We start from the raw sequence: 19,703 nt of genomic DNA, 5'->3' as shown, positions 1-19,703 counted from the left end.
CAGCTAATGCCAAGGAAAATCCCCCTTAATCCCCCTTTGACAAAGGGGGAGGCTGCAGCACTGAAGTACCGACATCAACTTGTGTAGATACCTATACACATGAGGTGTTCCCCCCTTACAAGTTCAAGACTTAGCCTCCACCAGCGCCTCATCTGTCTATACAAAAACACCTCGCCACCCTGCAGGTCAGCCATAAGTTCTACCTCATTAGACCTTTCCCTGCTTGACATCAACAGCAAAATGCGTAAATGTATATACAATTACACAGCCGACTGCCGATGATGACCCACACTACAGAATCGCTTTGGATTAACGCCCGCCTTGCTACCCTATCCCCTGAGCATGAAGCTGCTTATGGAGCGCTGCATGCCCATGCCCTATGGATTAGAGGTGAAGAAATCCATGCGATTTTGCCGCAGGACGAAGCCTTGGCCGAGTTTGCGGGCAGAGGAGAAATTATCGATGTGGCTGGCGCTTGGATTACCCCAGGTCTAATTGATTGCCATACCCATCTGGTTTATGGCGGCAACCGCGCGGCTGAATGGGAAAAGCGCCTGACGGGCGTGCCTTACCAGCAAATTGCCGCAGAAGGGGGTGGCATTGTTTCCACGGTGAACGCCACGCGTGATTTATCGCAAGCCGGCCTCGCAACACAAAGCCTGCCTCGCCTGCTGGCCTTGATAAACGAGGGCGTTACCACGCTGGAGATTAAATCCGGCTATGGCCTGCGTCTTTATGATGAGTTAAAACAGCTGCGCGTAGCCCGCCAATTTGGCGAAGATCATCCGGTAGAAATCGCCCCTACCCTACTCGCCGCCCATGCCCTGCCGCCTGAATTTGCGGGCCGCAGTGACGCATATATCGATGAAGTAATTAATCGCATCCTGCCTGCCGCCGCCAGCGAAGATTTGGCCGAAGCGGTGGATGTGTTCTGCGAAGGCGTCGGCTTTAGCCCGGCCCAAACCCGCCGCGTATTTGAAGCGGCCAACGCGCATGGCTTGCGTGTAAAAGGCCATGTAGAGCAACTGTCTAATTTGCACGGCGCGGCGCTGGTGGCCGAGTTTAATGGCTTATCCGCTGACCATATCGAGCACCTAGACGACGCAGGCATTGCCGCGATGCACGCCGCTGGCGCAGTGGCAGTCCTGCTGCCCGGCGCGTTTTACTTTTTACGCGAAACACAAAAGCCCCCTGTTGCAGCGCTCCGCTCTGCAGGCGTGCCGATGGCGGTATCGACGGATCTAAACCCCGGTACCAGCCCCTTCGCCTCCATCCGTTTGGCGATGAACCAAGCCTGTGTGCTATTTGCCTTAACGCCCGAAGAAGCCCTCACCGGCACCACCCGTCACGCAGCCCAAGCACTGGGGCGCGCAGCAACCCACGGTCAACTAGCCGCAGGATTTGTCGCAGACTTTTTAGTCTGGAACATCGATCATCCGGCAGAAATCATCTACAGCCTAGGCACGCCTCTGCTCAAACAGCGGGTATTTAGAGGCCGCTAAGCTGTAGACCAAACCCAAGATCTGTAGACACAGAGAACACAGAGTTAAAAAGCAGAACACGGAGAAAAACGAGAAGAAAGGCAATAAGGCCAGAATGAATAGTTGTTCTTTTTTCTCATAGGTTTTCTCTGCGTGCTCTGTGTTCTCATTTATCTCTGTGTCTACAGACCTTAGGTTTTTCTACAGAATTTTTAGAAGTTGAAGATTGAAGAGGATATAACCATGACCGTTTGGACTGGGCGTATTGATACTGCTGAAGGGGATGCAGCTCGGCGCTGGCATCAAGTTGTGCAGCCCCTATCTACTAATCAGCCCGCAGGCATTGCCCTGCTTGGCTTTGCCTGTGATGAAGGCGTGCGCCGCAATCAGGGGCGGGTGGGTGCTGTGGCTGGGCCGGTGGCTTTGCGTAAGGCGCTGGCGAATCTGGCTTATCACCCCACTCTGCCGCTTTATGATGCTGGGGATGTGGTCTGTGAGGATGGTGATTTAGATGCCGCTCATCAACGTCTAGCTGCTGCGGTAAGCCAAAACATCCAAGCGGGTCATTTGTCGCTGGTGCTCGGCGGCGGGCATGAAACGGCTTTCGGCCACTGGCTGGGCATTGCCAACGCTTCCCCAAGCCAACGCATCGGCATTGTCAATTTCGACGCGCACTTTGATTTGCGCGAAGCAAGCGAAGCCACATCCGGCACACCCTTTGCCCAGATCGCCGCTGCATGTGCCAAACGTGGCCAAAGTTTTCAATACCTCTGCATGGGCGTGGCCGAAACCGCCAATACCGAGGCGCTGTTTAATAAAGCGCGGCAAGTACAAGCCTCATGGCGGCTCGACACCGAAATGACACCGTGGCAGCTGACAGAAACCGAGGCGCAGCTGCAAGCCTTTATCGATCAAGTCGATGTGGTTTATCTGACGATTGATTTGGACGTATTGCCCGCAGCGCAAATGCCTGCAGTCTCCGCCCCCGCAGGCTTTGGCGTAGAAATCAGCGTAATCGAGCACCTAAGCCGACTACTTGCGGCAAGCGGAAAACTCGTCGCAGCAGACCTAGTGGAATTCAACCCGCTGTTTGATACCGACAGCCACGGCGCAAAAGCCGCCGCTAGACTGGCATGGGCGATTTGCAGAAGTTTAAAACCTTTAAAAACCTAAGATCTGTAGACACGGAGAACACGGAGCTTAAAAACAGAACACAGAGAAAACCTTGAGAAAACATAAAAAATCCTTATGGTTTTCTCTGTGTGCTCTGTGTCCTCACTGTTCTCTGTGTCTACAGACCTTTTTGACTTTCAATTTTTTAAAAACCTAAGTTCTGTACAGACCTTTTTGACCTTCCTTCATCAACCGGAGCCATTACCATGACTGACCCACGCCATGATCCTTCCCGCGTTATTCGTGCGCCACGCGGTAGCGAGTTGACTTGTAAAAGCTGGCTGACTGAAGCCGCTTTTCGCATGATTCAGAATAATCTCGACGCCGAAGTGGCCGAGTATCCGCAATCCTTAGTGGTTTACGGCGGGATTGGCCGTGCGGCGCGCAATTGGGAATGCTACGACAAGATTCTGGAAGTACTCACCCGGCTGGATGACGATCAAACGCTGCTGATTCAATCAGGCAAGCCGGTTGGCGTGTTTCCATCGCACCCCGACGCACCGCGTGTGCTGCTGGCGAACTCCAATCTGGTCCCTCACTGGGCTAATTGGGAGCACTTCAACGAGTTAGATAAAAAAGGCCTGATGATGTACGGCCAGATGACCGCAGGCAGCTGGATTTACATCGGCAGCCAAGGCATTGTGCAAGGCACTTATGAGACTTTTGTGGCGATGGCCAAACAGCATTTTGGCGGTGTAGCCAAGGGGCGTTGGGTCTTGACTGGCGGTTTGGGTGGCATGGGCGGCGCTCAGCCGCTGGCCGCAACCATGGCTGGTTTTTCGATGATCGCCGTAGAGTGCGATGAAACCCGCATCGATTTCCGCCTAAAGACGCGCTATGTAGACCGCAAAGCGACCACCTTGGATGAAGCGCTAGCCATCGTGGCTGATGCAAAAGAGACCGGCAAGCCGGTATCCGTTGGCCTATTAGGCAATGCGGCCGATGTGTTTGCTGAGCTGGTTGCCCGTGGTATTACCCCCGATGTCGTCACCGATCAAACTTCAGCGCACGACCCTGTACACGGCTACCTGCCACAGGGATGGGATATTGCCAAATGGCGCGAGGCGCAAAAAAGCGATCCGGCTGGCGTCACCAAGGCCGCCAAGCAATCAATGGCTAAGCAAGTGCAAGCGATGCTGGATTTACAAGCGCGTGGCGCGGCAACCGTTGACTACGGCAATAACATCCGCCAGATGGCGCTGGAAGAAGGCGTAAAAAATGCATTCGACTTCCCCGGCTTTGTGCCCGCCTATGTGCGCCCGCTGTTTTGCGAAGGCATCGGCCCTTTCCGCTGGGTAGCACTATCTGGCGACCCAGAAGACATTTACAAAACAGATGCCAAGGTCAAAGAGCTGATCCCGGATAACCCACATCTGCACAACTGGCTGGATATGGCGCGTGAACGCATTGCCTTCCAAGGCTTGCCAGCGCGTATTTGCTGGGTAGGCCTGAAAGATCGCGCTCGCCTTGCGCTGGCCTTTAATGAAATGGTTAAAAATGGCGAACTAAAAGCGCCTATCGTCATTGGCCGCGATCACCTCGACTCTGGCTCGGTAGCCTCACCGAATCGCGAAACTGAAGCCATGCTGGATGGCTCGGATGCCGTATCCGACTGGCCACTTTTGAACGCGCTACTCAATACTGCTGGCGGCGCAACGTGGGTGTCGCTCCACCACGGCGGCGGCGTAGGCATGGGCTTTTCTCAGCATTCAGGCGTAGTGATTGTGGCTGACGGCACAGACGCCGCCGCCAAACGCCTAGGCCGAGTATTGTGGAATGACCCCGGCACCGGCGTCATGCGCCACGCCGACGCAGGCTACGACATCGCCAAAAACTGCGCTAAAGAACAGGGCCTAGATTTGCCGATGTTGAAGTAAAAACAACAACAATAAACCCTAAGATCTGTGGACACAGAGCACACGGAGTTAAAAAACAGAACACGGAGAAAACCAAGAGTACTGACAAGAACATAAAGATCAAATTTAATCTCTTCTTTTGTTTTTCTCCATGTGCTCTGTGTTCTCACTGGTCTCTGTGTCTACAGAATTTTTAGTTCGTAGGATGGGTGGAGCCGATGTTTTTACGGCGATACCCATCGCAAGCCTATTGATGGGTATCGCCAAAAACAGGCTCCACCCATCCTACAAATACAAACACACTGGATCACACAATGAGCACATTCAATATCAAGCCCGGCCAATTAACGCTTGCTGATTTACGCAAGATTGCCCGTGATGAAAGCATCACCCTTAGCCTAGACGCCTCGGCGCATGCGGGCATCAATGCCGCAGCCGCTACCGTGGCACGTGTTCTAACTGAAGGGCGCACGGTGTATGGCATTAACACGGGCTTTGGCCTGCTCGCCAGCACCAAAATCGCCACTGAAGAACTTGAGCTGCTGCAACGCTCCATCGTGCTTTCACACGCTGCGGGCATCGGCAAGCCGATGGAAAACGGCACGGTGCGTTTGCTGATGGCGCTGAAAATCAACTCGCTGGCGCGTGGTTTCTCCGGCATTCGCCTCTCGGTGATCGAAGCGCTGATCACCCTGTTTAACCATCAGATTTATCCAGTGATTCCGCAAAAAGGCTCGGTGGGCGCATCGGGTGATTTGGCACCGCTATCCCATATGAGCGCGGTTTTGATTGGTGAAGGCGAAGCCTTTGTCGATGGCAAACGCGTCACTGGCGCGGCTGCGATGCAAGCCGCCAGCCTTGATCCTATCGTGCTCGCCCCCAAAGAAGGCTTGGCATTATTGAACGGCACACAGGCATCGACCGCCTTTGCGCTAGAAGGCTTATTTGCTGCTGAAGACTTATTTATCGCCGCGTCTGTAGCAGGCAGCTTATCGGTCGAAGCCGCCATGGGCAGCCGCACGCCATTCGATGCACGTATTCATGCGGTGCGTGGCCATGCTGGGCAAATTGATTCGGCGACGTTTTATCGTGATTTGCTTGGGGATGCTAGCGAAATCTCACAAGCCCACGCCAACTGCGGCAAGGTGCAAGACCCTTATTCATTGCGCTGCCAGCCACAGGTGATGGGTGCATGTCTGACGCAAATCCGCAATTCGGCAGAAACTTTGTTGGTAGAAGCCAATGCCGTATCGGATAACCCGCTGGTTTTCTCTGACGATAATGTGATTTTGTCTGGCGGTAATTTCCACGCCGAGCCAGTGGCCTTTGCTGCAGATAATCTAGCGCTAGCGATTGCCGAAATCGGCTCGCTGTCTGAGCGCCGTATGGCCCTGTTGATCGACAATAATCTATCTAAATTACCCGCATTCCTCGTGAATAACGGCGGCGTTAATTCTGGCTTTATGATTGCCCAAGTGACCGGCGCGGCGCTGGCTTCTGAAAATAAATCGCTGGCTCACCCCGCATCAGTAGACAGCCTGCCTACGTCCGCCAATCAGGAAGACCATGTTTCCATGGCCACTTTTGCTGCGCGCCGCCTTAAAGACATGAACGAAAACACGGCAGGTATTCTGGCGGTGGAATTACTCGCAGCTTGCCAAGGGATTGATTTCAGAGCGCCAAACAAGGCATCGGACAAGCTTGAAGCCGCTAAAGCGCTGCTACGCGCCGAGGTGACTTTCTACGATAAAGACCGCTACTTTGCACCCGACATCGAAAAAGCAGCGGCCCTGATCAGCCGCGCGGCTTACAACCACTTCAGCCTACCGGGTCTACTGCCTTCGGTTTAAAGCGAAGCAATCTAGTTCCAATAAAAAAGCCCGCTTCTTATACAGAAGCGGGCTTTTATTTAAAGCTTACCAAACATCAGCGAATAGATACTTCAACTCGCCTATTTCTAGGCTCAAGCACCTCATCAGGCGTTAATACTAATAAATTGCGCTCGCCGTGCGATTCTACCGTCAGCGAATTATATTTCAGCCCCTTTTGCTTCAGCATTTCTGCAACCAGAGTGGCGCGTACCAAGGCCAGCTGTTCGTTCACCTCAGCCTTGCCCAATGTATCGGTATGCCCCAGCACCGAGATGTCCACCGCTGGCCATTTTGTGGCCTCAGCAATAATTTCTGGCAGCAACAGCTCAGATTCATGGGTCAGCATGGTATCAACCTGGAAATAAATCAGGTAATGCCGCGGTATTTTAGGCCGGGCTGCCATTGCATCACCAAAATCCTCTTTGATTTTTTCCTGATCAATTGCGGCAGGTGCTTCAGAGCCGTCAAGAAGCGCACCATGGCCTGCCGTTTTAATCGCTTGCTCGCCTTTATCTCCTTTAATCACCACCTCGCCGGTGCGCCCATCAGGATTTTCAAGCAAAACGATATAAGAATTCGATGCGCACCCTTGCAGCAATAAAACCGCAGTAAACATCATGAACATCAAAAATGAAATGGGGCACCTAGCCCCATTTATATGATTCAAAGGCATGTATTACTCCTCAACTTTCACCAAAAACTGTGTGCCCCGTACCCCAATCATGCCGGCAGGAGTGCGAATAGCGACGGCATCCGGCTGCAATTTAGCGATGATTCCAGAAACATAGTTCATCGTTCCCTTAGCCAGCATGCTCACAATTTTTAACTTACCTTGAGCCGGTGCATAAAGATACTCATCCACAGTAAGCTCAGTATCGGGGCCAAAAGACATCACTGTTTCGTCTTTAAAAGTAAGGCCCATGCTGCTTTTTGCTCCCGTTTTCAAAATACTGCCCTGCTGCACTGCAGTACCTACTTCGGCTTTCACTACCTTGCCTGCCGTCGTCACTGAAGCCTCACCCATCACGTTTTTCACATAGGCAATAGGCGTTTCAGCAGCCCAGCTCGCTGAGGATAATAGCAGCCCACACATAAAAGATAATTTAAACATCACTTCTCCTCCATCACACTGATGAGCAGGTATGAAACATTGTCAGCTTAACACGCATGAATCAACGTTTAATACCCATCTCCCTAGCATGCTGACAGCCGTAAGCAACTTGCTCCAAACGGTTAAATTCAGCAGATCTAAGGTATATTTTGCTTATTCAATCAAGCCCCAAAACACACACTGCCACCAAGCAGACTACGCTATACCGATTACAGATGAAGTATGGCTTTTACTAGGGTCTGTTGACGCTTCATTCACGGCTGCGTTGGCTGCAGTTTTGGGGCTGAACAAGGCAAAAATTGCGACATGGCACCAGTACCATTAGCGATTTTTAACGCAGTGCAGCCCCAAAAATGTAGCCAACCCGAAGGGCTTAGGCGGAAAATGGCTATCCACTGCGTTATGCTCCTCGGAAATAACCCGTTATTGCCTTCGTCGCATGCCTTGTGCCTAGCCATTTTCCGCCTAAGCGCAATTGTGAATGAAACATCAACAGACCCTAGGCCTCTCGACTAACAATAAACTAAGCTGAATATCAGCTCGCTCTTGGCGTAAGAAAACCCCACTAAAAACAAACCATGATCAATCAATCACTCAAACGCCTTGGTTTTTTCCTCCCGCTCGCCTCTGCTTTTTTAGGCTTAGCGCTGCTATTAACAGATGCATCACCACTACAATCCTTACGCAACAACCTATTTGATCAATATCAGCGCTGGTATCCGCGCATCAATCTCAACACAGCGGTGCGCATTATTGATATTGATGATGAAAGCCTGCGCCGCCTTGGCCAATGGCCTTGGCCACGTACGCGATTAGCTCAATTAACAGATCAATTGCAAAGTGCAGGTGTAGCTGCCATCGGGTTTGATGTGGTTTTTGCTGAGGCAGATCGTACTGCACCACGGGCAATGGCCGATCTTTGGTCACTTAAAGGCCCTTTACGTAGCGAGCTTGAAGCTCTGCCCGACCACGATCAGGCCTTTGCACAAAGCATCAGCAAGGCCAATATTGTACTGGGATTTACTGTGCAGCGTGGCACACTGACCGGTGAACTCAGCGCGGCAAGCTCTACCGCACTCAGCCATCGCCCATTTCGCTATATCTACGCAGGCCCGCCCCCCACGAGCTGGCTGCACACTTTTCAAAGTGCCATCCTTGCACGGCCAGAGCTCGAAAGTGCAGCCAAAGGCAATGGCGCGCTTAATTTTGTGCCAGACAACGATGGCGTAGTGCGGCGGATTCCTCTTTTATTGCAATTAGCAGACGAGCCTGTCCCCACCCTTGCAGCAGAAATTCTGCGAGTGGCTCAGGGCGCTCAAAATTATGTTTTAAAAACGCAGGCACTGGGCATCAGCGAAATAAAAATAGGCCGGTTTCAGATTCCAACCACCCGCAGTGGCGAAGTCTGGATGCATTACTCACGCGAGTCGCCCCAACGTTATTTACCGGCTTGGAAGCTGATCGCAGGGCAAATTCCTGCGGAGCAACTTAAAGGCAAAATGATTTTAATTGGCAGCTCGGCACAGGGCTTAATGGATTTGCGCTTTAGCCCGCTTGGCCGTATTTTGCCCGGTGTAGAAGCACACGCTCAGCTGCTGGAGCAAATTACGAGCGGCCATATCTTGCAGCGCCCCGGCTGGGCTAGCATTGCCGAAATCATCACCACCCTAGTGGGTTGCCTAGCTATCGGCCTGATTGCAACGCGCAGCCGGGCACTGATTGCGGCCAGCACCACGCTGGCCTTGCTGGCGCTGGTACTGCTTAGTGGCTGGTATGCCTTTCGTGAGCACACGCTGCTTATCAACACCGTAACGCCTGCATTGGCTTTTGCCTCTACCTTTATCCTTGGCAGCCTGCTGCATCACTGGATGAGCGAGCGTGAGCAGCGCTGGATTAAGCAAGCGTTTTCCCGCTATGTATCCCCCAACCGGGTCAGCCATCTGATCGAGCACCCAGATTCAATGGCACTGGGCGGACGCCGGCAAGAATGCAGCTTTATTTTTACTGATTTAGCCGATTTTACCAGCCTGATGGAGAGCATCGACCCTGCTCAGGCCGTTACTTTGCTAAACGACTATCTTGATCAGATGATCGCCATTGCCTTTAAACATGAAGGCACGCTGGATCGAATTGTGGGCGATGCGGTGGCGATTATGTTCTCCGCGCCGCTTACACAAGCCGATCACCGCGCCCGCGCCCTTCGTTGCGCCATGGAAATGGATGCTTTTGCCAGCAACTACTCCGACACACTTCAGGCAAAAGGCTTTCAGTTTGGCAAAACCCGAATTGGTATTCATTCAGGGGAAGTCATCGTGGGCAACTTTGGTGGCTCTACTATTTTTGATTATCGAGCATTGGGTGATCCAGTTAACACCGCGGCGCGATTAGAGAGCGTAAACAAACACCTAGGCACCCATATCTGCTTATCTGAAGCTACACTATCGGGCTGCCCGGACGCCTTAGTACGCCCTGTTGGCCGCCTTGTTCTCAAGGGAAAAAACCGGGCACTACAGGTATTTGAGCCGCTCACCGAAGCACGCTTAGCAAACTATGCACCGTTAGAATTGTATCGCAGCGCCTACCAGGCCATGGCTCAGGAAGTATCGAGCGCCGCCAGCGATTTTAGCGATCTTGCCCTAAGCTACCCCCATGATCCCTTGCTTGCTTTGCACCATCAGCGGCTTAGTAAAGGCGAAAAAGGCGATCTGATTGTTATGGCAGAAAAGTAAGAGGCCCCAATGAGCACCGCAAAAATCAACCGCTTTATCCAAATCTTTAGCGATGCTTTTGCCCAGCTATCGGTATCCATCACGATGCCTGATATCGAGCACTTAGCCGTGCTGATACACCGTGTGATGGAAAACAGAACACGCAAATACCACACCGCGGCGCATGTATTCGAGCTTTGCGAAGACCTTAGCGCCAGGCCACAGCTTGCGGCGCTTTTTCATGATCTGGTGTATTACCAACTGGATGGCAGCTTCCCCAAAAAAATAGCCCCCTTGCTCAACAAGGTATGCCATATCGAAAATGGCGGCTTTATTTTGCAAGAGTTAAATAATGACGCACTGATCATGTGTGCCGATATTTTTAATTTCAAGCCCCATCAGGCGCTGCCGCTTTATGGGGGAATGAATGAGTTTTTAAGTGCCGTTGTCGCTGTCAGGCTGATGCAGCCCTATTTACCTATGAGCGATCTGATTGCCATTGTGGCCTGCATTGAAGCCACGATCCCTTTCCGGGGATCTGATGAACATGGCAAAGATTGCTCTGACCTGCTGGCAGAAAAAGTAAGCATTCAAAGCAAAAAATGGCTTACGGAGCTCACCGATGCAGAAGCCGATGAATACCTTGCACAAGTGATGCAAGACGCGATAAGCCTGAGCAATATTGATGTAGCTGGCTTTGCGGAGCCCAACCCCGGTAAATTCTTATCCGCAACTTGGCTGCTCATCGAAGAAGCCAATACCCCACTCAATACGGTAGGTGTTTACACCCTGCAAGACTATCGAATGGCCTTATTGCGGATGGAGGAATTTCTGCACGGACTTAAAGCAGAAGTTGTTTTTCACCAATATGCCGATCTGCCAAGCGATGTGGAATACCAACGGCTTACCGAAGCGGCACGTAGGAATATTGTTTTTTCCTGTGATTTTCTGGCCGCCAAACTCACCTCCGTCGCCCTGATTGAAGCGCTGGCCCTGGCAACTGGCGGCGATTGCCCGGTATCGATGTTTCTGGGTGACATTCACGGCATAAGCAGCGCGCCAGATCGGGCCGAAAATTTTCTTCCGCCAGCCCATACGGCCAGCGATGTTCGCCCGGCACTGTTGCAAATTTTTGAGCAAGGCCGCTCAGAGGAAACCTACTCTGATCTGAATGCCTCCCCACTCACCGCCTATCTCTATCGCAGCCTAGGCCATCAGGGCACATTTCAAGCCTGGTCTCTGGCACGGCACTTTTTTTCTGGTCAATTATCGCCGGAAGATTTTCTCAAAAGTCTGGATCGCAATTTGGTTATGTCGATTATCCAAGCCTGCATGCATATTGCGGCTTCGCGGCAGGCGGGCTTGCAAGCACTGCACGACATGCTGTCTGAAGCGCAGCACTGATCCAGCGCTTTTTAGCAGCAAGATGGAGAAGCGCCCTAGCCCTCGCACTTCTTCATCCATTTTCAATCAATAGCAGCCCGAAGAGGCTGCTATTATTGTTTATAAACGTAAGTAAAAATAATAATGTCCTTAACTTATTTACAGATACACACTTACAGAGTTATAAAGCACGCCTTGCGCCATCTATGCCATCAGAATGGTGAATTGATCAGGCACTACCCAAAAACAGTGTGTTGCTAAGTCAATCAGGAAAGGGGAGCAATTCCCAACCTGCCCGGTACTACTCGCCACGACTGCATTGCCCAATCACAGCACGTTTTTTGTAAATACACGGATGGCCGCGTGATATCAATCATTGCTCAAAACAAGTGGTTATTTTGAGCAATACACTTATTTAACTAACTAAGGAAGTTTGTATGAAACTGCGTTCTATCGCCCTGACTGGCCTCTTTACCTGCTTACTAGCCCCTGCTGCCTCTGCATTTGATCTTGGCGGCCTTATCAAAGCAGGCGAGCAAGCATTTCAAGCCGCTACGCTATCAGATACCGATGTCAAATCACTGGCCAACCAAGCTTGCGTACAAAGCGATTCCGGTTCAAAAATTGCACCCGCTAAAAATAAATACAGCAAACGCATGGATGCTATTGCCAAAAAACTGGGCACTGATATCAACGGGCAGGCTGTTAATTACAAAGTGTATTTAACCAATGATGTAAACGCATGGGCGATGGCCAATGGCTGCATCCGCGTCTACAGCGGCCTGATGGATCTGATGACCGACGACGAAGTGATTGGCGTAGTGGGCCACGAAATGGGCCATGTGGCACTGGGCCACTCCAAAAAAGCCATGCAAGCCGCCTACGCGGTTGCCGCAGCCCGCACCGCAGCGGGCTCATCCGGCAATGCCACCGTGGCTCAGCTCAATGGCTCTGATTTAGGTGAATTTACTGAAGGCTTGATTAATGCCCAATTCTCGCAATCGCAAGAATCAGATGCAGATAATTTCTCTTTTGATGTATTAACTCAGAAAAAATTAAACCGCGAAGCCCTCGCCACGGCATTCCAAAAGCTGGAAAAACTAGGTGGTGGTGAGCACAGCATGTTGAGCTCGCACCCGGCATCTGCTGATCGTGCTAAAAACATTCAAAACCGCATTGCCAGCGGCAAATAACCGCTAAACGTATGCAATGGTGAGGGTGTTTGCATCTGCTGCAAACGCCCTCACCACAAGCCCCATCTCTCCCTATAAATCTCTGCTCGAATTTATCTTTTCTTGATAAATGGCACATAAGAACCACGGCCACTTTATTTTCTGCCCAATCAATATATCTATCTGTATGCTACGCGTCAGCCTGCCGAAAAAATCGTAAAACCATTAGGAAATATAGCCTTGCAGATCAAAACGCTCTTTCTATGCCTTACTATCGTCCTGCTCAGTGCCTGCGGTAAAAGAGAAGAAATGGGCGAAATGCCCGCAGCAAGTGCCATTGCCGAATCGGCGGCAGATTCCGCGCCAGTAAGCACTAAAGAACAACTCAGCTCCAGTGCCAACACCTATAGCGATAGCACCCGCCAGTTTATTCGCACTGCCGATGCCAGATTTCAAGTTAAAGACGTTTATAAATCGGCACTGATCATTGAAGATATCGCCGCCCAGATGGGTGGCTTTGTTGAAAAAAATGCAATTAAATCAGAAATAGCCCAAATTCACTTTGAGCCAATTAGCGACAATAAAAAAATGAAACTCACCGAGCACACCGTCACCGGTGCTCTGATTATTCGAGTGCCCAGCGAAAAAACTCAGGAGTTTCTACGCCAAATGGCCGGGCAAATCATTTTTTTAAATGAACGCACTTTCCTTGCCCAAGATGCACAATTTGAATTACTCAAACAAAGACTAGGCATCCGCCGTAATCAAGAAACACAAAGCCAAATGGGTAAAGCCGCCAAGGGCAGTGGCAATGCGGAAGATAAAGCCATCGCGATTGATGCGCAAGACAGCAGCAAACAGGCCAGAGACCAGGCCATCATTCTGGAAAAAGAATTTGCCGACCAAGTGGCCTTTAGCAAAATCACTTTATTTCTAGATCAAGCATCTCAAATCAATCAGGCAGAAGTCAGCGATACAGAAGCAATCATCAAACAAGCCCGCCCGAATTTCTTCTACCGCCTTGGTAAAGCCATTCAAACTGGCTGGTATTGGGGGCTGGATACCAGTATAGAGCTGATGAAAATCTGGCCTTTATGGCTAGTGCTTGCTGCAATTGTTTTATTGCTACGCCGATCTAGAAAAGCGAAAAAAGCACCCGTTACTAAAGCAGAAGAATAAATCCATAAAGGCATACTCGATATGAAACTCAAGCTCATTTTATGTATGCCTGTTTTTCTGGCACCAATGGTTTTTGCACCGTTTGTTTTTGCACAAGACACTGAGCTAGAAGCCGCAAAGCTGCCATTGCAAAACTATATTCGGGCGCATGAAACCGGAAACGCAGATTTTGTACGTAAAGCATTTACGAGTGATGCAAAAATCGTTGACTATATCAGCGGCAATTTAATTTCATGGAGCGTAGAGCAATACGCCGGGCGCTTTACCGGCAAAGCCGCCAACGATGAAGCACAACGCAAACGCAGCTTTGAAATCATCGACACCACAGGCGATGCCGCCATCGCCAAAGTCATGCTCGATTACCCAAGCATCAAATTTGTAGACTATATGGCACTACTAAAAATCAATGGCGAATGGAAAATCACCCACAAATCATTTAACGCGCAAGCCAAACCAGTAAGCGTTAAATAATAGGGCTGAATAAGCTCTGAATCAGTCTTGTAGGGCGGGTTAGATTTATCAACCCGCGCTGGGTCTGGATAACGATGCCAGCCACAATCCACCTACTCGATCACCACTCTGCTTACACTGTCTGAATATCTGACTACGTCAAATACCAAACCGTCTTATAGCGCTTTAAAAAAGCGAAAAAAATATCCACACCAACAAGCGAATCAGCACCTATAAACCTTAAACCTGTAGGCACAGAGATCAGTAAGCACACGAAGAACACGGAGAAAACCCTAAAATAGCTCTGTTTTTCTCTGTTTTTCTCTGTGTGCTCTTTTTAGCTCTGTGTCTACAGATCTTTTTGCTTTAAAAGGTTTATTCCGCAAACTCACAACGCCAAATACGTCTCAAACTTGCTTCTAAACATCGAAAAAAAGCTTCTTACATTGCGGATATTCGATTGGGTGGCAAAAAGGCGGTGGGCTAGCTGGTGATAGGCGTTCATGTCCGCCACCTGAATAATCAGCACAAAATCCGGCCCTGGCGAGACGCGATAGCATTGCTGCACGGTTTTTTCTGCTGCGGCGAGCAACTCAAACTCCTGCATCTTTTCTGATGTTTGCACATCCAGCGTGATTTCAACGATGGCAGTTAAGCCTGCGCCAACTTTCTCTGGCGCTAAAATTGCCACCTGCTTGGCAATCACACCCGTATCCATTAATCGCTTCACTCGGCGCAAGCAGGTTGGCGGCGAGGCATGTACCTTGGCGGCCAGATCCTGATTACTTAATGAAGAATCTTGCTGTAATTGTTGCAAGATCCGTTTATCCAGCTCATCTAATGCCGTGATCGATGTCATAAAAGTTCACAATTTTTATAAAAATGAAATAAAAATTCATACGAATAGATGGTTATCTATTTATTTCATAATACATTAAATTTTGAAAGATATATTCACATCAAACCATTTAGGATAGAGAGATTGCTTCATTTATTCTGTAGGGCGTGCAACCCACCATTTTGAGATCATCATTCTTAAACATGGCGGGTTTTACCTCAATCCTATCAACTTAGGCTTAAGTCATAAGTTAATTCGGCATTCGTAGGGTGTACAACGACGAAGTCGTTGCGCACCGAGAACGGTGCGCAAGAAAAACGACTTGCACACCCTACGCAAAACCAAGCTTTGCTTTACCCCTAAGTTGATTGGATTGGGTTTCACCCGCCCTACATGATTTACAACCTTCCCATTTATCACATCCCCCGAGGTTTCTATGTGCGGTATTGTCGGTGCAGTTGCCCAACGTAATATCACCCCTATTTTGCTAGAAGGGCTTAAACGGCTTGAATACCGCGGCTACGATTCCTGCGGCGTGGCCTTGCATGTGGATGGCAAGCTACAACGCTCGCGCAGCACTTCCCGCGTGACCGAGCTGCAAGCGCAAATCGATCAAACTGGTTTAGCGGGTTTTACCGGCATTGCCCACACCCGCTGGGCCACCCACGGCGTGCCTTCATCGGCCAATGCTCACCCACATTTTTCGCGCGAGCGGATTGCGCTGGTGCACAACGGCATTATCGAAAACCATGAAGAGCTACGCGCCGAGTTAACCGCAGCCGGCTATGTATTTGAAAGCCAAACCGATACCGAAGTGATCGCGCATCTGATCGATCATCTTTATCAAGGCGATTTGTTTGAAACCGTACAACAAGCAGTGAAACGCTTAACTGGTGCTTTTGCCATCGCCGTATTCTGCCGCGACGAGCCGCACCGCGTGGTGGGCGCACGCTTAGGTTCGCCCCTGATTGTGGGCGTAGGCAAAGGTGAAAACTTTATTGCCTCTGATGCCATGGCCTTGGCGGGCACGACCGACCAGATTATTTATCTGGAAGAAGGCGATGTCGTTGATCTGCAATTGCAAAAATGCTGGATTGTAGACAGCCAAGGCACATCGGTGCAGCGCGAAGTTCGCACCGTTCACGCCCATAGCGGCGGTGCCGAGCTTGGCCCTTACCGCCATTACATGCAAAAAGAGATTTTTGAGCAGCCACGCGCCATTGCCGACACCTTAGAAAATGTCACCAATATCATGCCCGAGCTATTTGGCGACAAAGCCTACGGCATTTTTAAAGACATTGATTCGGTGCTGATTCTGGCTTGCGGCACCAGCTACTACGCCGGGCTAACCGCCAAATACTGGATTGAATCCATCGCCAAAATTCCGGTGAATGTAGAAATCGCCAGCGAGTATCGCTATCGCGATAGCGTGCCAAACCCTAAAAGCCTAGTCGTGACTATCAGCCAAAGCGGCGAAACCGCCGACACGCTTGCCGCGCTAAAACACGCCCGTAGCCTAGGCATGCTGCACACGCTGACCATCTGCAATGTAGCCACCAGCGCCATGGTGCGTGAATGCGAGCTGGCCTATATCACCCATGCGGGGGTAGAAGTCGGCGTGGCATCCACCAAGGCTTTTACCACCCAATTGGCGGCGCTCTTCCTGCTGGCACTGTCTTTAGCACAAATCAAAGGCAGATTAAGCGACGAGCAAGAAGCCGAACACATCAAAGCCATGCGCCATCTGCCGGTTGCCATCAGCGCCGTGCTAGCGCTGGAACCGCAAATCATTGCATGGGCCGAGCAATTTGCCATCAAAGAAAACGCCCTCTTCCTAGGCCGTGGCCTGCACTACCCGATTGCTCTGGAAGGCGCGCTTAAGCTGAAAGAAATCTCCTACATCCATGCCGAAGCCTACCCAGCTGGCGAGCTAAAACACGGCCCGCTGGCGCTGGTGACCAAAGAAATGCCCGTCGTCACCGTGGCCCCTAACGACACCCTGATCGAAAAACTAAAATCCAATATGCAAGAAGTACGCGCCCGCGGCGGTGAGCTGTACGTGTTTGCCGACGCCGACTCACGCATCACCGCCAGCGAAGGCGTCCACGTCATCCGCCTACCCGAACACTACGGCCTACTCTCCCCCATCCTGCACACCGTGCCCTTACAACTACTGGCCTATCACACCGCACTGGCACGCGGCACGGATGTAGATAAGCCAAGGAATTTGGCTAAGAGTGTGACGGTGGAGTGAGGGGGATGCTTAGTTTTTACTCTTATTCCGACCTATTAAAGTCGTAACTTGGCAATTAAAGTCGTGAATTGTCTAATATAGTCGTGAAATAGAATCCAGCAAAAATGCCCCTTGCAAAGAAGGGGCATTTTATAAGTCGTAAAAATAGCTTACAAAAACTGCTCTGGGGTTGCATTGATCTAAATTGGCACTTTCGCGGCGAGAACAGATCAGCACAAATCAGCCTATAGATGCTGCTCAAGTGTCAAACTAGAACGAGTACCTTTCAACTAGGTTTTGGCTTTTATAGTTGCGCCAGTGAGGAGGATTATCCCAAGCAAACTGTCGGCAGATTTTGCTGTGTTTTATTAAAATAACGCCGCTCACCATCCTGCGCCATCATCGCAAGCACCTTGGCAAAGCCGCAGCCCGCATTGCGCACTAAACTTTCAAGCTGTTGCAACGGAACACCGAATACCGTTGCGGATTCAATCAGTGATTTTTCTTCCAGATAAAACGCGATCGCAGCTTGCTGCAAATTGAAATGATTCCGGCCACTAAAGTTTGGTAAACCAAGAGTTTGCAGACGTTGTCGTACAACGAAGTCATTGATCTGCGGAAACTGTTCTGCTGTAGCTCGATAATCGCCTCCCGTCGCTGCATAACGTTTGATCAATTCGTTTTTGCTAATGTTGACGGATTTTCGGTAGTTTACCGTCAGCTCTGCTTCACTGTTGTTTTCGAGTGCGAACATGGCTTGATCAAATGTTTCGAACAAGGCACTAGCAGCGATTAAGTAAGCTACCGTATTAGATGAATTAGTCTGGCAGTACAGTACTCCATCGATTGGATTAAACCATTCTCCTTCAGGCTTGACTGCCAGTTTAGGCACTACGGCATGTAGCCATTCACGGCCAAATTTTGCGATAACAAGATCACTGAGCAAGGCTTGCTTTACTTTGCCAGGATTGCATTGAAGTCCGAATTCCTTCGCACAATTTTTGAGTTGTAACGCAATTGGACGAACTGCCAGAGGCTCTCAGCTAAATACCACCACACAGCTGGCAACCTCTAGGCTAGAGTTCCAAGCAGAAGACCATGAAGACAGTTGTTAGGTTGCTTCTTTAGCCAATCTTTGCATATTTAGTGAACTGGTTTTTAGCCCCGCCTTAGTGAAGCGGTAACGCATGTATGATGAGATATCATCCTCGTGCGACGATACGATTAGCTGACGATGCTGCAGTTCGCAACGAAGCAGGTCGGTTAGGGATGCCACGCTCACTTCATCCAGAGATTGAGAGGGATCATCGATGAGTATCAGAGGGACATTGGCGTACACCTTATGCAGAGACAAGAAGAAGGCCAAGCTGAGTGCTGAGACCTGCCCAGAACTCATGGAAAGTACGGCATCATGATCAGACTTTTCTGCGGTCAGAAACCGTAATTGCTTGCCCTCGCGACTCTCGATGAATAAGCCTAAACCACGTTGGTAGTTCTGTATGAGCCGTCCACTATAAATATGGAAAATTAGTTCGATCTCTGAGATGGTGTGGTCGGAATAGGTACGCTCTACCCTCTCTAGGGTTTCGCGCAGCTTCTTGACCTTTTCGCTTGCTCTATTGGCAGCGTCGTTCTCTCGTTGAATCTTTTGCAGAGATTCTAGGGATTTTTGTAGTATGGTACTTCGTACTTAGTTGGCTTTGATGGAGATGTACTGCATCTTGTTGAGCAGATCTTGCGGCTCGACTATGTAGAAATCCTCAATGGTCTTAAAGGTTTGCAGGATGGTTTGCCGCCAATCTTCTGGCAATGGCTCAATCTCGGCTGTCTTCTTGGCACGAATCAAGGCAATAAGATTTTGCAGACGATCCTCCACAATCTCTGTATTCGCTGAGAACGAATAATCAATTGAAGTACCTGTAGTTTGCAATCGTTCTGCCAACTGCTGAATGCTTGCCAGACGAACTCTTATGCTCTCTAGAGCAGTGTGTAGGGCATTGTTATATTCTTTCGATAATGCCGTTTCTCGGAACTGTAGGTATGCAACTATTGGCACCAGTTCATCGGCCATCAGAGTAGTCAGGTGGTAATCCCCCCACAAAACCAGCTCATTTTTAAGTAGAATTTTCTCGCAGTCTTTGAGGAGCTTCTACATGAAAGCAGCACGTTATTCCGACAGCCAGATTATGGCGATTTTAAAGCAAGCTGAAGCCGGTTCGACCGTTCCTGATCTGTGCCGCGAGCACGG

Annotated in this window: 16 protein-coding genes; 11 read left to right on the top strand and 5 right to left on the bottom strand. The window is 50.2% G+C overall.

Features of this window, described 5'->3' with window-relative positions:
- The first annotated feature begins 278 nt into the window (after window positions 1-278).
- The 4 genes from hutI (at window position 279) to hutH (ending at window position 6,360) form a co-directional block, all read left to right on the top strand.
- Window positions 279-1,502, top strand: a complete 1,224-nt coding sequence (gene hutI, locus ACFQNF_RS05450) for an imidazolonepropionase (protein WP_380186726.1) — start codon at window positions 279-281, stop codon at window positions 1,500-1,502.
- 222 nt (window positions 1,503-1,724) lie between these two features.
- Window positions 1,725-2,654 (top strand): formimidoylglutamase, encoded by a 930-nt coding sequence (gene hutG, locus ACFQNF_RS05445; protein ID WP_380186724.1) that lies wholly within the window; start codon window positions 1,725-1,727, stop codon window positions 2,652-2,654.
- A 206-nt stretch (window positions 2,655-2,860) separates the two neighbouring features.
- Window positions 2,861-4,531 carry a urocanate hydratase gene (gene hutU / locus ACFQNF_RS05440; protein ID WP_380186723.1) on the top strand — a complete coding sequence of 557 codons (1,671 nt, stop codon included), beginning with the start codon at window positions 2,861-2,863 and terminating at the stop codon, window positions 4,529-4,531.
- A 293-nt stretch (window positions 4,532-4,824) separates the two neighbouring features.
- Window positions 4,825-6,360 (top strand): histidine ammonia-lyase, encoded by a 1,536-nt coding sequence (gene hutH / locus ACFQNF_RS05435; RefSeq protein WP_380186721.1) that lies wholly within the window; start codon window positions 4,825-4,827, stop codon window positions 6,358-6,360.
- Between the two features lie 76 nt (window positions 6,361-6,436).
- Here hutH and ACFQNF_RS05430 read toward each other — a convergent pair whose 3' ends face one another.
- On the bottom strand, window positions 6,437-7,000 hold the full coding sequence (locus ACFQNF_RS05430; RefSeq protein WP_380186719.1) for an OmpA family protein: 564 nt from the start codon (window positions 6,998-7,000) through the stop codon (window positions 6,437-6,439).
- A 57-nt stretch (window positions 7,001-7,057) separates the two neighbouring features.
- Window positions 7,058-7,492 (bottom strand): FecR family protein, encoded by a 435-nt coding sequence (locus ACFQNF_RS05425; RefSeq protein WP_380186718.1) that lies wholly within the window; start codon window positions 7,490-7,492, stop codon window positions 7,058-7,060.
- Between the two features lie 578 nt (window positions 7,493-8,070).
- Here ACFQNF_RS05425 and ACFQNF_RS05420 point away from each other — a divergent pair.
- From ACFQNF_RS05420 to ACFQNF_RS05400, 5 genes are all read left to right on the top strand, one after another.
- Window positions 8,071-10,221, top strand: coding sequence for a CHASE2 domain-containing protein (locus tag ACFQNF_RS05420; protein WP_380186716.1), 2,151 nt, complete (start codon window positions 8,071-8,073; stop codon window positions 10,219-10,221).
- 9 nt (window positions 10,222-10,230) lie between these two features.
- A complete protein-coding gene (locus ACFQNF_RS05415) occupies window positions 10,231-11,604 on the top strand; it encodes a hypothetical protein (protein WP_380186714.1) in 1,374 nt (457 codons plus the stop codon).
- Window positions 11,605-12,020: 416 nt separating this feature from the next.
- Window positions 12,021-12,776, top strand: a complete 756-nt coding sequence (loiP, locus tag ACFQNF_RS05410) for a metalloprotease LoiP (RefSeq protein ID WP_380186713.1) — start codon at window positions 12,021-12,023, stop codon at window positions 12,774-12,776.
- Between the two features lie 219 nt (window positions 12,777-12,995).
- Window positions 12,996-13,934, top strand: coding sequence for a DUF4349 domain-containing protein (locus ACFQNF_RS05405; RefSeq protein WP_380186712.1), 939 nt, complete (start codon window positions 12,996-12,998; stop codon window positions 13,932-13,934).
- Window positions 13,935-13,955: 21 nt separating this feature from the next.
- Window positions 13,956-14,405, top strand: a complete 450-nt coding sequence (locus tag ACFQNF_RS05400; protein ID WP_380186710.1) for a nuclear transport factor 2 family protein — start codon at window positions 13,956-13,958, stop codon at window positions 14,403-14,405.
- A gap of 367 nt (window positions 14,406-14,772) precedes the next feature.
- On the opposite strand, the gene ACFQNF_RS05395 is transcribed toward ACFQNF_RS05400, so the two are convergent.
- Complete coding sequence (locus ACFQNF_RS05395) at window positions 14,773-15,243, bottom strand: Lrp/AsnC family transcriptional regulator (protein WP_380186709.1); 471 nt, start codon at window positions 15,241-15,243, stop codon at window positions 14,773-14,775.
- 415 nt (window positions 15,244-15,658) lie between these two features.
- Here ACFQNF_RS05395 and glmS point away from each other — a divergent pair, with 415 nt between their 5' ends.
- Window positions 15,659-17,476, top strand: a complete 1,818-nt coding sequence (glmS, locus tag ACFQNF_RS05390; RefSeq protein WP_380186708.1) for a glutamine--fructose-6-phosphate transaminase (isomerizing) — start codon at window positions 15,659-15,661, stop codon at window positions 17,474-17,476.
- Window positions 17,477-17,783: 307 nt separating this feature from the next.
- Here glmS and ACFQNF_RS05385 read toward each other — a convergent pair whose 3' ends face one another.
- Window positions 17,784-18,401 carry a hypothetical protein gene (locus ACFQNF_RS05385; protein ID WP_380186706.1) on the bottom strand — a complete coding sequence of 206 codons (618 nt, stop codon included), beginning with the start codon at window positions 18,399-18,401 and terminating at the stop codon, window positions 17,784-17,786.
- Between the two features lie 744 nt (window positions 18,402-19,145).
- Entirely contained in the window at window positions 19,146-19,526 is a 381-nt protein-coding gene (locus ACFQNF_RS05380) for a hypothetical protein (protein ID WP_380186705.1), read from the bottom strand.
- An 82-nt stretch (window positions 19,527-19,608) separates the two neighbouring features.
- On the opposite strand from ACFQNF_RS05380, the gene ACFQNF_RS05375 reads away from it, so the two are divergent.
- Window positions 19,609-19,703, top strand: a 95-nt coding sequence (locus tag ACFQNF_RS05375; protein ID WP_380186918.1) for a transposase, incomplete at its 3' end; no start/stop codon positions are given.

The sequence above is a fragment of the Iodobacter arcticus genome, assembly GCF_042664895.1.
Classification (GTDB): Bacteria; Pseudomonadota; Gammaproteobacteria; order Burkholderiales; family Chitinibacteraceae; genus Iodobacter; species Iodobacter arcticus.
The sequence above is the reverse complement of the archived record's forward strand: the minus strand, read 5'-3'. Positions and strand labels throughout refer to the sequence as shown.